Genomic DNA, 13,213 nt, shown 5'->3' on the forward strand with positions numbered 1-13,213 from the left:
TGCACCGGCTGCCCGCACACCGCCATCGTTCGGTGAGCGCCGAAGTGATCCGGCCCTACGGTCGGTGATATGACCGACGACACGGGCGACGGCCCGGCGCCCGACCGCCACACCGCCTTCCACCGGCTCCACCACGCCGACCGGCCCCTGCTGCTGCCCAACGCATGGGACCACGCCTCCGCCGCCGCCCTCGTCCGGCGCGGCTTCCCCGCCATCGGCACCACCAGCCTGGGCGTGGCCGCGGCGGCCGGGCTGCCCGACGCGACGGGCGCCGCCCGCGAGGGGACGCTCGCCCTCGCCCGGGGCCTCGCCCGGCTTCCGGCGCTGGTGAGCGTCGATATCGAGGGCGGGTTCGGCGAACGGCCCGAGGAGGTCGCGGCGCTCACGGCCGAGCTGGACCGGGCCGGGGTGGTCGGCGTGAACATCGAGGACGGGCGCCCCGACGGCACCCTCGCACCGCTGGCCCGGCAGTGCGCGGTGATCGCGGCCGTCAAGGAGCGGGTGCCCCGGCTGTTCGTGAACGCGCGGACCGACACCCACTGGCTCGCCGCGATCGACGGCGGCACCCCGCCCTCGCTGTCCACCACCGCCGAGCGCATCGAGGCGTATCTGAGGGCGGGCGCGGACGGCATCTTCGTGCCCGCGCTCACCGATGAGCAGGACATCGGCGCACTGGCCGACGACCTCGGCGAGACCCCGCTGAACATCCTCTTCGCGCCCGGCCGCCACACCTATGAGCGGCTGGCGGAGCTCGGGGTGCGGCGGATCAGCTGTGGTTCGCTGCTCTTCCGGGCCGCCCTGGACCGGGCCGTCGAGCTGGCCTGGACGATCGCCCACCCCCGCCCCGAGGCTCGGAACGACCTCGATCGGGCCGCTGACCTGCTCTCCTACGCCGAGGCACAGTCACTGGCCGGGGACTTCGCGCAGGACGCCGCCGAGGCCACCCGCACATAGCCGTATGGCGCATATTTTCGGCCAACTAACATTGCTGCGATTCCCCGTAGCGATGAAGTGGAGCAGTCATGGGCCTCGGCGTGCGCTGGACCCTGCACGGCGATGGGCGCACCCCCGCCCCCGGCGCCGTCGTCAAACCGGATGAGCGGCTGTCATGGCCGAGAACGGTGGGGCTCGGCGCACAGCATGTCGTGGCCATGTTCGGGGCCAGCTTTGTCGCCCCGGTGCTGATGGGGCTGGACCCCAACCTCGCGATCATGATGTCCGGGGTCGCGACCATCCTCTTCCTGGTCGCGACCCGCGGCCGGATCCCCAGCTACCTGGGGTGCAGCCTGTCCTTCGTCGGTGTGGCCGCCGCGATCAGGGCACAGGGCGGCGGCAGCGGCGCGGTCACCGGGGCGATCCTGGTGGTCGGCGGGGTGCTGCTGCTGAGCGGTCTCGCGGTGCGGACGTTCGGCGCCCGGATCATCCACGCGGCGATGCCACCGGTGGTGACCGGTGCGGTGGTCATGCTGATCGGGTTCAATCTCGCACCGGTGACCGCCGGTACGTACTGGCCCGCCGATCAGTGGACCGCACTGCTGACGATGCTGGTGACCGGGGCGGCGGTGGTCTGTCTGCGGGGCTTCTGGTCACGTATCGCGATCTTCCTGGGACTGGTCTTCGGCTATGCGCTCTCCTGGGTCCTCGACCGCGTCTTCGGCAAGATCCACTCCGTCGGCGGCGGCGGACGGATCACCGACCACTGGCGGCTGGATCTGTCCGCCGTGGGCAAGGCGGACTGGATCGGTCTGCCCTCCCTGCACGGGCCCAGCTTCCACTGGTCGGCGGTGCTGGTGGCGCTTCCGGTGGTGATCGCGCTGATCGCCGAGAACGCCGGGCATGTGAAGGCGGTCGGCGAGATGATCGGCGATCCGCTCGACGACCAGCTCGGCACGGCGATCGCCGCGGACGGCGCGGCGACCATGATCTCCACCTCGGTCGGCGGCCCGGCCAATACGACGTACTCCGAGAACATCGGGGTCATGGCGGCCACCCGGGTGTACTCCACCGCCGCGTACTGGGCGGCCGCGGGCTTCGCGCTGCTCTTCGGGCTGTGCCCGAAGTTCGGCGCGGTGGTGGCGGCGGTGCCGGGCGGGGTGCTGGGCGGGATCACCGTCATCCTCTACGGCATGATCGGGCTGCTCGGTGCGCAGATCTGGGTGCACAACAAGGTGGATCTGCGCAATCCGCTCAACCTGGTGCCGGTCGCGGCGGGCGTCATCATCGGCGTCGGCGGCGTCAGCCTGAAGATCAGCGACAACTTCGAACTGGGCGGGATCGCGCTCGGCACGATCGTGGTACTGCTCGGCTACCACGTGCTGCGCGCCCTGGCCCCGGCCCATCTGAAGCGGCAGGAGCCCCTGCTGGACGCGGGCACCAGCGAATACGACAACGAGCGGCCGGCCTAGGGCCTGTGGTCACCTTCCCGTCGTCGCCCGCAGACGGGAAGGTGACCACAGGCCCTAACCCGCGGGGCTTTCCTCGTCCCTCGGGGCGAGGTTCTGAAGCCCCACCACCCGGAGCAGTTCGAGCCGCTCGGCGGACTCGCTGCCGGGGCGGGCGGTGTGGACGATCAGCCGCTGGGCGTGCTCCGAGCTCAGCAGGACCTCGCAGTCCAGCTCCATCGTCCCCACCACCGGATGGGTGAACCGCTTGACCGTGGAGTGCCGTATGGCCACCTCATGGTCCGCCCACATCGCCGCGAACTCCTCGCTCCCGGAGAGCAGTTCGGCCACCAGGGACGCCGGGCCCGGATCGTCCGGGCGGGCCGCGAGCACGGCCCGGAGGGTGGCCACATGGAGCCGGGCGTGCTCCTCGATCTCCTCGCTCGGGAAGATCCCGGGGGTGTCGTCGCGCCGGGTGAAGAAGCTCCGGATGATGTTGCGGTCGCCGGGCGGCCGCGCCGTGATGTCGCCGACCAGCGCCGCCGCCATCGCGTTCTGCGCCAGCACCTCGCCCCAGTCGGTGATCACCTGGGCCGGGGTGTCGTACAGCCGGTCCAGCACCCTGAGCAGACCGGGCCGCACATGCCCCGAGGTGCCGCGGTTACGCGGCGGCTCCTCCCCCACCAGGTGGAAGAGATAGTCGCGCTCGTCGTCGGTGAGCCGTAGCGCACGGGCCAGCGCGGTCAGCATCTGGCGGGACGGGCGCGGGCCGCGGGCCTGCTCCAGCCGGGTGTAGTAGTCCGGAGACATGCCGGCGAGCTGGGCCACCTCCTCCCGGCGCAGTCCGGGCGTACGCCGCCGGGGGCCGGGCGTCAGCCCCACCTCGGCGGGGCCGAGGCGGGCGCGGCAGCGGCGCAGGAAGTCCGCGAGTTCGGTTCGATGCACGCTCCCATGGTCGCCGCACCCGCCGCCCGTATCCAGGGTCTGCGAATCCCTGGATGGGGAGGTCTCTCCCGGTCCCGCCGGGACCGCCGCAGGCTGGGGCCGAGCGACGAACGAGAAGAAAGGCGGACGCTCATGCCTTTGATTCTGGTGACGGGGGTGACCGGGCAGGTGGGACGGCGGTTCACCAAGCGGCTGCTGGAGCAGGCCGCGGCCGGTACCGAGGTACGGGTGCTGGTGCGCGACGAGGAGCGCGGTGCGCCCTTCGCGGCGCTGGGCGCACAGCTGTCGGTCGGCGATCTGCGCGAGGAGAAGGATCTGCGGCGGGCCATGGAGGGGGCACATGCGGTGGTCAATATCGCGGCGGCCTTCCGCGGGGTGCCGGACGAGGAGGCGTGGGCGGTCAACCGGGACGCGGCGGTCGCGCTCGGGCGGGCCGCGGTCGAGGCCGGGACGAGCCGGTTCCTCCAGGTCAGCACCAATCTGGTGTACGGCGTCTCCCGCGGCCGGCCGTTCACCGAGGACGACGAGAGCAGGCCCGGCGGTCTGCTGTGGGGCGCCTACCCTGCCTCGAAGGCGGAGGCGGAGCGTGAGCTGCTGGCGCTGCACCGCGAGCACGGCCTCGATCTGCGGATCGGCAGCCTGGCCTTTGTGTACGGGGACGGCGATCCGCATGTGGACAACTTTCTGCCGCACTCACGGGACTGGGCCGGGGACCAGCGGCTCGCCATGGTCCACCACGCCGACGCGACAGCGGCGCTGCTGCGGCTGTTGCGCGCACCGGGCGGCTCGGCCGGTGGCTCGGTGTCGGGGCGCAAGTACAACATCGTCGACGACGCCCCGGCGACCGTCGTCGAAATCCACCGGCTCAAGGGCGCGCCGCTGCCCGAGGGCATGACCGAGCGGACGACCGACGACCCCTGGTTCGGGATCACCTCCAACCTCCGGCTGCGCGATGAGCTGGGCTGGCGGCCGCTGTATCCGTCGATGTGGACGGCGCGCGACGCGGGGGTGCTGTGATACGGCGGTTGACGGGGCGTTAGACCGTCCAGGGGAAGCGGCGGCGTACGGCGGGGACCGCACCGGTCCGGCCTGCCACTCTGGCGTCCATGACGATGCCCACGCACACGCGGCCCGCACCGCGCACCGTGAGGAGCGCCGTGGCGCGCATGAGCGCGCTCGGCGCGGCGCTGCCGCCCGGGGACGGGGTGGCGGTCTTCAACGGGGTGTATCTGTCGGTCACCGAGGAGGTCGGCCGCCAGCTCGTGGACGGGTACTTCCAGGACCCGTCCGCCACCGAGGAGCTGGACGCGCGGTTCGCCGGACGCTATCTGGCGGCGGTCGACGCGGTGGCCACGGGCGGTCGGCCGCCCGCCTGCTGGCGGCCGCTGTTCCAGTCGCGGCGCCATCCCGGGGTCCGGCCGGTGCAGTTCGCGCTCGCCGGGATCAACGCCCATATCGGCCATGACCTGGCGCTCGCGCTCCTGGACACCTGCCGGGCGCGGGGTGTCGAACCGGACGCCCTGGAGGGCGACTTCGACCGGATCGGCGCACTGCTCACGGGGATGGAGGAGCGGATCCGGGAGGAGCTGATGCCCGGCCCCGACCTGCTGGACGTGGCCGATCCGCTCACCCATCTCATGGGCTCCTGGAGCCTGGAGAAGGCGCGGGAGGCCGCATGGGCGGCGTTCCGCGCGCTGTGGGGGCTGCGCGGGCTGCCGGAGCTGGCGGCGGAGTTCGCCGAGCGCGTCGACACGACCGTGGGCCTGGTCGGGCGCTTTCTGCTCACGCCTCTGCCGTCGGCGCCCTGAGATTCCGCGTCCTGAGATCTGCCGTCCGCGTCCGGGCTCCGCCGGACCGGCTCAGTCCTCGGGGAGCTCGACGGGCGCGATCTCCTCGTACAGATCGCCCGGCCCGGGGTTCTTCGGGTCGGTGGTGCCGCCGAAGCGGTGCATGACGCCCCACACGGCGTTGAGCGCGGTCTGGACGGCGCCCTCGGCCCAGCCCGCCGTCCAGGAGATGTCGTCGCCCGCGAGGAAGACGCCCCGCTTGTCGGCGGGCAGCCGGTCCTGCATGAAGTGGGTGAACAGCCGGCGCTGGTAGCGGTAGTGGCCGGGCAGATTGGCCTTGAACGCGCCCATGAAGTAGGGCTCGTTCTCCCAGGACACGGTGAGGGGGCTGCCGATGATGTGCTTGCGGATGTCGACGTTCGGATAGATCTCCGAGAGCGACTTGAGCATGACCTCCATCCGCTCGTTCGCCGACAGCGGCAGCCACTTGAGGCTGTCGTCGCACCAGGTGTACGAGAGGCAGATCACGGCGGGCCGGTCGGGGCCGTCGCCCAGCAGATAGGTGCCGCGGGTCATCCGGTCGGTGAGCGTCATGCTCATCGTGTCCCGGCCCGTCGTCTCGTCCTCGTCCAGCCAGAACGGCCGGTCCACGGGGACGAAGAGCTTGCTGGACTCCATGTAGTGGGTGCGCTCGATCGCCGTCCAGTGGTCGATCGGGAAGAGCGAGTCATCGCAGTCGATCTGGGAGAGCAGCATCCAGGACTGCGCGGTGAAGACCACAGCCCGGTATGAACGGATGTCGCCGCTCGCGTCCGTCACCACGACGCGGTCGCCCGCGGCCCGGTGCAGCCGGGTCACCGCCGGGCGGGGCGCGCCGCCGTGCAGCGAGGCCAGCGAGGTGCCCTGGGGCCAGTGGACGATCTTCCCGGGCTCCCGCTCCCACAGCCGCAGCGGAAGCTGCTGGCTGCCGCCGACGATGCCGCGGTGGTGGTCGTCGGCCTCGGTGTAGACGACCCGCAGGATCTCCAGGATGGAGTTGGGGAAGTCGGTGTCCCAGCCGCCGGTGCCGAAGCCGACCTGTCCGAAGATCTCCCGGTGCCGGAAGGAGGTGAAGGCCGTGGAGTCGCAGAGGAAGCCGTAGAAGGTCTGGTTGTCCAGCTTCTCGACCAGCCGGGACCAGATCTCCCGGATCCGGGGCACGTCCCGCTCGCGGATGGCGCGGTTCATGTCGGAGAAGTCCGCGCCCTCCTCCAGACAGGCGCTCCAGGCATCGGCCACCTCGCGGTAGACCGGCGGCAGATCGTCGATGGTGCGGGCGTAGTGGGACTCGCCCTTGAGGTCGACGACGGTCGAGGGGGTGTCGGGGGCCAGCGGGTTGGGGAACGGCCTGGTCTTCAGGCCCACCAGGTCGATGTAGTGCTGGAGGGCGGTGGAGGACGGCGGGAAGCGCATCGCGCCCATCTCGGCGGTCAGCGAGCCGTCACAGCCGTCGAAGCCGACGGTGCGCAGCCGCCCGCCGATCCGGTCCGCCTCGTAGACCACGGGCCTCAGGCCCATCTTCATCAGCTCGTACGCGGTGACGACCCCGGAGAGACCGCCGCCGACGACCGCGACCTCGCCGCCGTGCTCGGTCGCGGGTATCTGGCCCAGACCGGCCGGGTGGGCGAGGTAGCCGTCATAGGCGTACGGGAAGTCCGGGCCGAACATGGTGACCGGCGGAAGGGCGTCGAGGGCCCGCTCTTCCTGCTGGTCATGGACGGCGGTGGGCACCGTGGACGTCATGAGGTACGGACTCCTTGCTGCTTGGTGCTCAAAGGGTGGTTCGGGGTGCGGCAGGGGGCCGGACGGATCAGCCGAGCGAGGGATAGAGACCGGGGCGGCGGTCGCGCAGATACGGGTTGATCCGGCGCGAGGTGGTCAGCAGTTTGGGGTCGACATCGCCGATGAGGAGCTCCTCACCGCGGCCGGCGCGCAGACAGGTGGCGCCGTCCGGCCCGGCCAGACAGCTCAGGCCGACGAAGTCGAACTCGCCCTCGGGACCACTGCGGTTGACGTACGCGATGTACATCTGGCTTTCGAAGGCCCGCACCGGAATCAGGGATTCGGCGACGAACTCGAAGGGGTGCATCTGCGCGGTGGGCACCAGCAGCAGATCGGTCCCGGCCAGGGCATGGGCCCGTACGTTCTCCGGGAACTCCACGTCGTAGCAGACCAGGATGCCCACGGTCAGCTCGCCGACGGTGGCCTGGACGACGGGGGTCTCACCGGGGGTGAACGACGCCCGCTCGAAGCAGCCGTAGAGATGGGTCTTGCGGTAGTTGGCGAGCTCGGTGCCGTCCGCGCCCACGAGCCGTGCCGAGTTGTGGACGGCGCCCGCGTGGCGCTCGGGGTAGCCGTAGAGGATGGCGAGGCCGTGCGCCGCGGCGATATCGGCCACGGCCCGGCCGCTCGGCCCATCGGCGGGCTCGGCCAAATCCCGCACACCGCCGCCGATGGCGTACCCCGTGAGGAACATCTCCGCGGTGACCAGCAGCCCGGCCCCGTCGGCTGCCGCGCGGGCGGCGGCCTCGTCGAGGACCTTGAGGTTTCCGGCGGGGTCGCCGGGGTGACCGGAGTTCTGGAGCAGGGCGGTGCGCAGCGGCGGCATGGCAGACCTCGGGAGGAGGAGTACGGGCATAAAAACAGTACGTTGCCTCCGGATCGCCCAACAAGACGGGATCATTGCGTCCGGCGTCGATTCATGACGTATGGGGATCCGCACACGACGATTCATTGCGCACGCCCCAAAGCGCCGCGGGACTGTATCGATGTCCGGCTCCGCCGCGCAGGGGCGCGGGGAACTGCGCGACCAGCCACGACGGCGCCGCAGACGCCCACCGGCAGGTAGGGGCAGACGCCCCGTGCGCCTCCGCCACGTACGTGGGCGCGCCCCACAGCACCGCGGGACTGTATCGATGTCCGGCTCCGCCCCGGGGGCGCGCCCCAAAGGGGCGCGGGGAACTGCGCGACCAGCCACGACGGCGCCGCACCCGCCCAACAACAGGTCACGGCAGACGCCCCGTGCGCCTCCGCCACGTACGTGGGCGCGCCCAGCCACAACGACGCCGCAGACGCCCACCGGCAGGCCGGGGCACCCCCAGTCGATCAGGGCGCACCCAGCGGAGCGCTTACGTAGGGGCCCCCGCCCCAAACCTCCGCAGCAGCGGCGACAGCACCAGCACGGACTTGGTGCGCTCCACGAACGGCTCCCCCGCGATCCGCTCCAGCACCCGCTCGAAGTGGCGCATATCGGAGGCGAAGACCTGGACGACGGCGTCCGCGTGACCGGTGACGGTCGACGCGGACACCACCTCGGGGTAGCGCGAAAGACCGCGGCGGATGTCGTCCGGCGAGGTGTTGTGGCGGCAGAAGAGCTCGATGAAGCCCTCGGTCTCCCATCCCAGCGCCATTGGGTCGACCCGTACGGTGAAGCCGGTGATGGCTCCCTCCGCGCGCAGCCGGTCCACCCGCCGTTTGACGGCGGGCGCGGAGAGTCCGACCAGCTCGCCGATGTCGGCGTAGGAGCGGCGGGCGTCCTCGGCGAGGGCGTGGACGATGCGTTCGTCGAGATCATTCAGTCGCACTGGGGGGCAATCACTTCTCTGCTGTGGCCAGTCGGGATCGGCGCAAGCCGTATGCGAAGTACAGCACAAGGCCGAGGGCCATCCACGCGCCGAAGACCACCCAGGTCACGAGCTGAAGGCTGCCCATCATCCACAGACACAGCGCGAAGCCGATCAGCGGGAAGAGCGGGGACAACGGCACCCGGAAGGTACGCGGCATGGTGGGCCGGGTCCGGCGCAGCACGATCACGGCGATGTTGACCAGCGCGAAGGCGAAGAGCGTGCCGATGCTGGTGGCGTCGGCGAGCTGGCCGAGCGGGATCGCGGCGGCGAGGACACCGCAGAAGAGCGAGACGATCACGGTGTTGGCGCGGGGCGCCCCGGTCCTGGCGTGGACCGTGGAGAAGACCTTGGGCACCAGCCCGTCCCGGGACATCGCGAAGAGGATGCGGGTCTGCCCGTAGAGCACGGTGAGCACCACGGAGGCGATGGCGACGACCGCGCCGGCGGCCAACAGCACGGCCCAGAAGCTCTGACCGGTGACGTCCTTCATGATCGAGGCGAGCGCGGCCTCGGAGCCGGAGAACTTCTTCCACGGCAGGGCGCCCACCGCCACGGCGGCCACCAGGCAGTACAGCGCGGTGACGATGATCAGCGAGAGCATGATCGCGCGGGGCAGGTCACGCTGGGGGTTCTTGGCCTCCTCACCGGCCGTGGAGGCGGCGTCGAAGCCGATGTAGGAGAAGAAGAGGGTGGCGCCGGCGGCGCTGACGCCCGCCATGCCCAGCGGCATGAACGGGGTGTAGTTACCGGCCCGGATGCCGGTGAAGGCGACACCGCAGAAGAGGATCAGCGCCGCGATCTTCACGCCCACCATGACCGTGTTGGCGCGGGCGCTCTCCTTGGCGCCGCCCAGCAGGAATGCCATGGCAAGCAGCACCACGAGCAGAGCGGGCAGGTTGAAGACGCCGCCGTCGCCGGGCGGGGCGGCCAGGACGTCGGGGATGGTGAAGCCGAGGGTCGAGCAGTTCATTGAGGTACTCGCCCCAGCCGACGGCGACGGCGGCCACCGAGACGCCGTACTCCAGGATCAGACACCAGCCGCAGACCCAGGCGATCAGCTCGCCCATCGTGGCGTAGGCATAGGAGTAGGAGGAGCCGGAGACGGGGATGGTGCCCGCCAGTTCGGCGTACGACAGCGCCGAGAACAGCGCGGTGAGCCCGGCTATGACGAAGGACACGACGACCGCCGGGCCGGCGTCCGGCACGGCCTCGCCGAGCACCACGAAGATGCCGGTGCCCAGGGTGGCCCCGATGCTGATCATCGTGAGCTGCCATACGCCCATCGAGCGCCGCAGGCTCCCGCCCTCGCCCTGGCCGCCCTCGGCGACAAGCCGTTCGACCGGCTTGCGCCGCATCAGCCGGGCGCCCAGTCCGCCGACCGGAGGGTCTGGTTCCGGTTGCTGGGTGGCGGACGGTGCTGCGCCGTGCTCCAACACTTGGGGGGCTCCTTAATCGCTGCCATCAGACGGTGGCGGCCGGCTGCGGACATACCGGCACCCGGGGGCAAACCCGCAGGTGGAATCGGAGAGCAGCCGGTCCTCGCCACTCCACGTCAGCGCAAGACCCTATGAGCCGTCCGCCGACGGCCGTAATGGACCATGGTTGCGCATGCGTGTCGCAACGTTGCGCGCGGGGGCGCCCGGCGGTGAAACGTTGCGAAACAGTGAGCTTGTCAGCGCGCGTTTCACCCGAATGCCGCGATACTGCACGATTTTAGCGGTCGTTGGTGGGGACGTGACCACTGACAGTCTGCAACCACCCGATCACTCCCAACCCGGCACCGAACCCGTGTTCCGGCCCCGCGACCAGGGGGGTGACGGCGAACGCTATCCGCTCGAATACTGCGCGAGAGTGTGGGAGGACTTCATCCGGGCCCTGGGCCGGATCGAGGCGGACTTCCTCCAGCGCTCCGATACGACGGAACCGGGCGTCAAGGCATGACGTACACCGAGCCGAGGCCGGGCGGCTACGGGCCCCCACCCACCGGCCACCGCGCCGCCCCCGCGCCCCCTCCCGGGGAGCGGTTCGAGGCGGCCGCCGATTATGAGATGAATCCTTTCCCCCTGCCCGACCCGGAGACCATCGAGGGCCGCTGGGACCTGGAGGGAGACCTGGCGCGGCTGCTCCAGACGAGCTCCGCCGAGGAGTCGGTGCACACCACCGGCCCCATCCCCCCGCTCCGCACCCCCTCCCCCGCACATGTGCGGGGGCGCGGCAAGCGCCGCCGGGTCCGCTTCCGGCTGCCGACGATGCCGTGGCTGCATGTGATCAGCCTGATCTTCGCGGCGGTCACCACGGTCATCGTCGCGATGCTGAGCGTGCTCGGCGGGATGATCTCCTACGGCCCGCTGCGCTATCTGGCCTCCCCGAGCACCTCGGAGTCCATGGCGGCATGGTGGCCCCTGCTGGTCTACGGACCCTGGCTGGTCGCCTCGCTGTCGGTGCTGCGGGCCGCACTGCACCGGCGGGGCGCGGCGCACTCATGGGCCGTGGTGGTGCTCTTCTCCACCATCGCGGTGTTCCTGTGCGTCGCACACGCCCCGCGGAACGCGCCCAGCATGGCCGTGGCCGGACTTCCCCCGGTGGCCGCGCTGGTCTCGTTCCACCAGTTGGTACGGCAGATCACCCTCACCAGCCCGCCACGCCACGCGTTGCCCCGGACCAGGGGTGAGCCGCGTGGAATGGCGAGGTGAGACACCGCTCCGAGACACCACTGTGGCCCCATTCACCCGAGCCGAATGGGGCCACAGTGGTGTCCGGACGCGAACCGGACCGCCGCGCCTCAGTCCCAACTGGCGTGGAGGGGCTGGCCCTCCGCGTAGCCCGCGGCGCTCTGGACGCCCACTACGGCCCGCTCGTGGAACTCCTCCAGCGATCCGGCGCCCGCGTAGGTGCACGAGCTGCGCACGCCCGCGACGATCGAGTCGATCAGGTCCTCGACGCCAGGACGGGCCGGGTCGAGGAACATCCGCGAGGTGGAGATGCCCTCCTCGAACAGCCCCTTGCGGGCCCGCTCGTACGCCGACTCCTCGCTGGTGCGGTTGCGCACCGCGCGCGCCGACGCCATGCCGAAGCTCTCCTTGTAGGGCTGGCCGTCGGCGGTGTGCTGGAGGTCGCCGGGCGACTCGTACGTCCCCGCGAACCAGGAGCCGATCATGACGTTGGACGCCCCGGCGGCCAGCGCCATGGCGACATCGCGGGGGTGCCTGACGCCGCCGTCCGCCCAGATGTGCTTGCCGGACTTCCGTGCCTCGGCGGCGCATTCCAGCACCGCGGAGAACTGCGGCCGGCCCACGCCGGTCATCATCCGCGTGGTGCACATGGCGCCCGGTCCGACACCGACCTTGACGATGTCCGCACCGGCCTCGATGAGATCGCGCACCCCCTCGGCGGAGACCACGTTGCCCGCCACCACCGGCACCCGCGGGCCCAGGTCCCGGACCGCCTTGAGCGCGCTGATCATCGACTCCTGGTGGCCGTGGGCGGTGTCCACGACGAGGGCGTCCGCCCCGACGTCGATGAGCGCCTTCGTACGGCCCTCCACATCGCCGTTGACCCCGACGGCGGCCGCGATCCGCAGCCGGCCCGCCCCGTCCACGGCGGGCTTGTAGAGCGTCGCGCGCAGCGCGCCCTTGCGGGTCAGGATGCCGACCAGCTTGCCGTCCGCGTCGACGGCGGGGGCCAGCTTGCGATGGGCGGCGTCGAGGCGGCCGAACGCCTCCTGGGGGTCGATGTCCGCGTCGAGCACCATCAGCTCGCGCGACATCACCTCGGACAGCTGGGTGAAACGGTCCACCCCGGTCAGGTCGGACTCGACCACCACGCCCACCGGCCGCCCGTCCTCGACCACCACACCCGCGCCGTGTGCCCGCTTGGGCAGCAGCGACAGCGCGTCGGCGACGGTACCGGTCGGGGCGAGGACGATCGGGGTGTCCAGCACCAGATGGCGGCTCTTGACCCAGCGGACCACATCGGTGACGACGTCGATCGGGATGTCCTGCGGGATGACGGCGAGGCCACCGCGGCGGGCGACCGTCTCGGCCATCCGGCGGCCGGCTATCGCGGTCATGTTGGCGACGACGAGCGGGATGGTGGTGCCGGTGCCGTCGGGCGAGGCCAGGTCCACCCCCTGGCGGGAGCCGACCGCGGAGCGACTCGGCACCATGAACACATCGTCGTACGTCAGGTCGTAAGGAGCCGGAGATGACTTTACGTAACGTCCGGTGCCGGGCTCAAGGAAATGCATACTTCTACATTTTCACACGAAGGGACACAGGTCACTCCCACGAAGATCCAGCAAACGACCCTGGCGATCATGGAATCCTCCAAGGAGGTACGGAAGCTCCGGGCCGGGCCGTGACCTGCCTTGTACGAAACGTTACCCGAGCGTTTGTCCGGCCAGCGAGCCGAGAGCTGCCCCGTCGCGTGCTCGCCC

Annotated in this window: 11 protein-coding genes and 1 pseudogene; 6 read left to right on the forward strand and 6 right to left on the reverse strand. The window is 71.0% G+C overall.

Translation table 11 applies throughout. The features are described from left to right. Positions 1-69 precede the first annotated feature (69 nt). Entirely contained in the window at positions 70-954 is an 885-nt protein-coding gene (locus tag NQU54_RS23070) for an isocitrate lyase/PEP mutase family protein (protein ID WP_257632748.1), read from the forward strand. Positions 955-1,022: 68 nt separating this feature from the next. Next, positions 1,023-2,405, forward strand: a complete 1,383-nt coding sequence (locus tag NQU54_RS23075; protein ID WP_257632749.1) for a uracil-xanthine permease family protein — start codon at positions 1,023-1,025, stop codon at positions 2,403-2,405. Between the two features lie 54 nt (positions 2,406-2,459). Here NQU54_RS23075 and NQU54_RS23080 read toward each other — a convergent pair whose 3' ends face one another. Continuing rightward, positions 2,460-3,326, reverse strand: a complete 867-nt coding sequence (locus NQU54_RS23080; RefSeq protein ID WP_257632750.1) for a helix-turn-helix transcriptional regulator — start codon at positions 3,324-3,326, stop codon at positions 2,460-2,462. Between the two features lie 132 nt (positions 3,327-3,458). On the opposite strand from NQU54_RS23080, the gene NQU54_RS23085 reads away from it, so the two are divergent. Continuing rightward, positions 3,459-4,343: an NAD-dependent epimerase/dehydratase family protein gene (locus tag NQU54_RS23085; protein WP_257632751.1), complete on the forward strand. Its 885-nt coding sequence runs from the start codon at positions 3,459-3,461 to the stop codon at positions 4,341-4,343. Positions 4,344-4,432: 89 nt separating this feature from the next. Further along, the gene (locus NQU54_RS23090; protein WP_306278971.1) at positions 4,433-5,134 is read left to right on the forward strand and encodes a DUF5995 family protein; all 702 of its coding nucleotides are present in this window, start codon (positions 4,433-4,435) and stop codon (positions 5,132-5,134) included. 51 nt (positions 5,135-5,185) lie between these two features. Here the strand turns inward: NQU54_RS23090 and NQU54_RS23095 are convergent, their stop codons facing one another. The 4 genes and pseudogenes from NQU54_RS23095 to NQU54_RS23110 form a co-directional block, all read right to left on the reverse strand. Beyond that, on the reverse strand, positions 5,186-6,895 hold the full coding sequence (locus NQU54_RS23095) for a flavin monoamine oxidase family protein (RefSeq protein WP_257632752.1): 1,710 nt from the start codon (positions 6,893-6,895) through the stop codon (positions 5,186-5,188). 67 nt (positions 6,896-6,962) lie between these two features. Beyond that, positions 6,963-7,760 (reverse strand): carbon-nitrogen hydrolase family protein, encoded by a 798-nt coding sequence (locus NQU54_RS23100; protein WP_257632774.1) that lies wholly within the window; start codon positions 7,758-7,760, stop codon positions 6,963-6,965. A gap of 520 nt (positions 7,761-8,280) precedes the next feature. Next, a complete protein-coding gene (locus tag NQU54_RS23105) occupies positions 8,281-8,736 on the reverse strand; it encodes an Lrp/AsnC family transcriptional regulator (RefSeq protein ID WP_257632753.1) in 456 nt (151 codons plus the stop codon). A 10-nt stretch (positions 8,737-8,746) separates the two neighbouring features. Continuing rightward, positions 8,747-10,214: pseudogene (locus NQU54_RS23110) on the reverse strand (amino acid permease). A 298-nt stretch (positions 10,215-10,512) separates the two neighbouring features. Between NQU54_RS23110 and NQU54_RS23115 the strand changes: the two are divergent. Further along, positions 10,513-10,719 carry a hypothetical protein gene (locus tag NQU54_RS23115; protein ID WP_257632754.1) on the forward strand — a complete coding sequence of 69 codons (207 nt, stop codon included), beginning with the start codon at positions 10,513-10,515 and terminating at the stop codon, positions 10,717-10,719. Further along, a complete protein-coding gene (locus NQU54_RS23120) occupies positions 10,716-11,471 on the forward strand; it encodes a DUF2637 domain-containing protein (protein WP_093705313.1) in 756 nt (251 codons plus the stop codon). Before NQU54_RS23115 ends, NQU54_RS23120 begins: the two co-directional genes overlap by 4 nt. A gap of 89 nt (positions 11,472-11,560) precedes the next feature. Here the strand turns inward: NQU54_RS23120 and NQU54_RS23125 are convergent, their stop codons facing one another. Then, on the reverse strand, positions 11,561-13,024 hold the full coding sequence (locus NQU54_RS23125; RefSeq protein ID WP_257632755.1) for a GuaB1 family IMP dehydrogenase-related protein: 1,464 nt from the start codon (positions 13,022-13,024) through the stop codon (positions 11,561-11,563). Between the last annotated feature and the right edge of the window lie 189 nt (positions 13,025-13,213).

The sequence above is a fragment of the Streptomyces malaysiensis subsp. samsunensis genome (assembly GCF_024519315.1).
In the GTDB taxonomy this organism is placed as follows: Bacteria; Actinomycetota; Actinomycetes; order Streptomycetales; family Streptomycetaceae; genus Streptomyces; species Streptomyces malaysiensis.

Bases quoted from the DNA above. Each gene is read 5' to 3' on its own strand.
- NQU54_RS23085 (WP_257632751.1), top strand. From the start codon at position 3,459: ATGCCTTTGATTCTGGTGACGGGGGTGACCGGGCAGGTGGGACGGCGG.
- NQU54_RS23090 (WP_306278971.1), top strand. From the start codon at position 4,433: ATGACGATGCCCACGCACACGCGGCCCGCACCGCGCACCGTGAGGAGC.
- NQU54_RS23075 (WP_257632749.1), top strand. From the start codon at position 1,023: ATGGGCCTCGGCGTGCGCTGGACCCTGCACGGCGATGGGCGCACCCCC.
- NQU54_RS23100 (WP_257632774.1), bottom strand. From the start codon at position 7,760: ATGCCGCCGCTGCGCACCGCCCTGCTCCAGAACTCCGGTCACCCCGGC.
- NQU54_RS23120 (WP_093705313.1), top strand. From the start codon at position 10,716: ATGACGTACACCGAGCCGAGGCCGGGCGGCTACGGGCCCCCACCCACC.
- NQU54_RS23070 (WP_257632748.1), top strand. From the start codon at position 70: ATGACCGACGACACGGGCGACGGCCCGGCGCCCGACCGCCACACCGCC.
- NQU54_RS23095 (WP_257632752.1), bottom strand. From the start codon at position 6,895: ATGACGTCCACGGTGCCCACCGCCGTCCATGACCAGCAGGAAGAGCGG.
- NQU54_RS23125 (WP_257632755.1), bottom strand. From the start codon at position 13,024: ATGCATTTCCTTGAGCCCGGCACCGGACGTTACGTAAAGTCATCTCCG.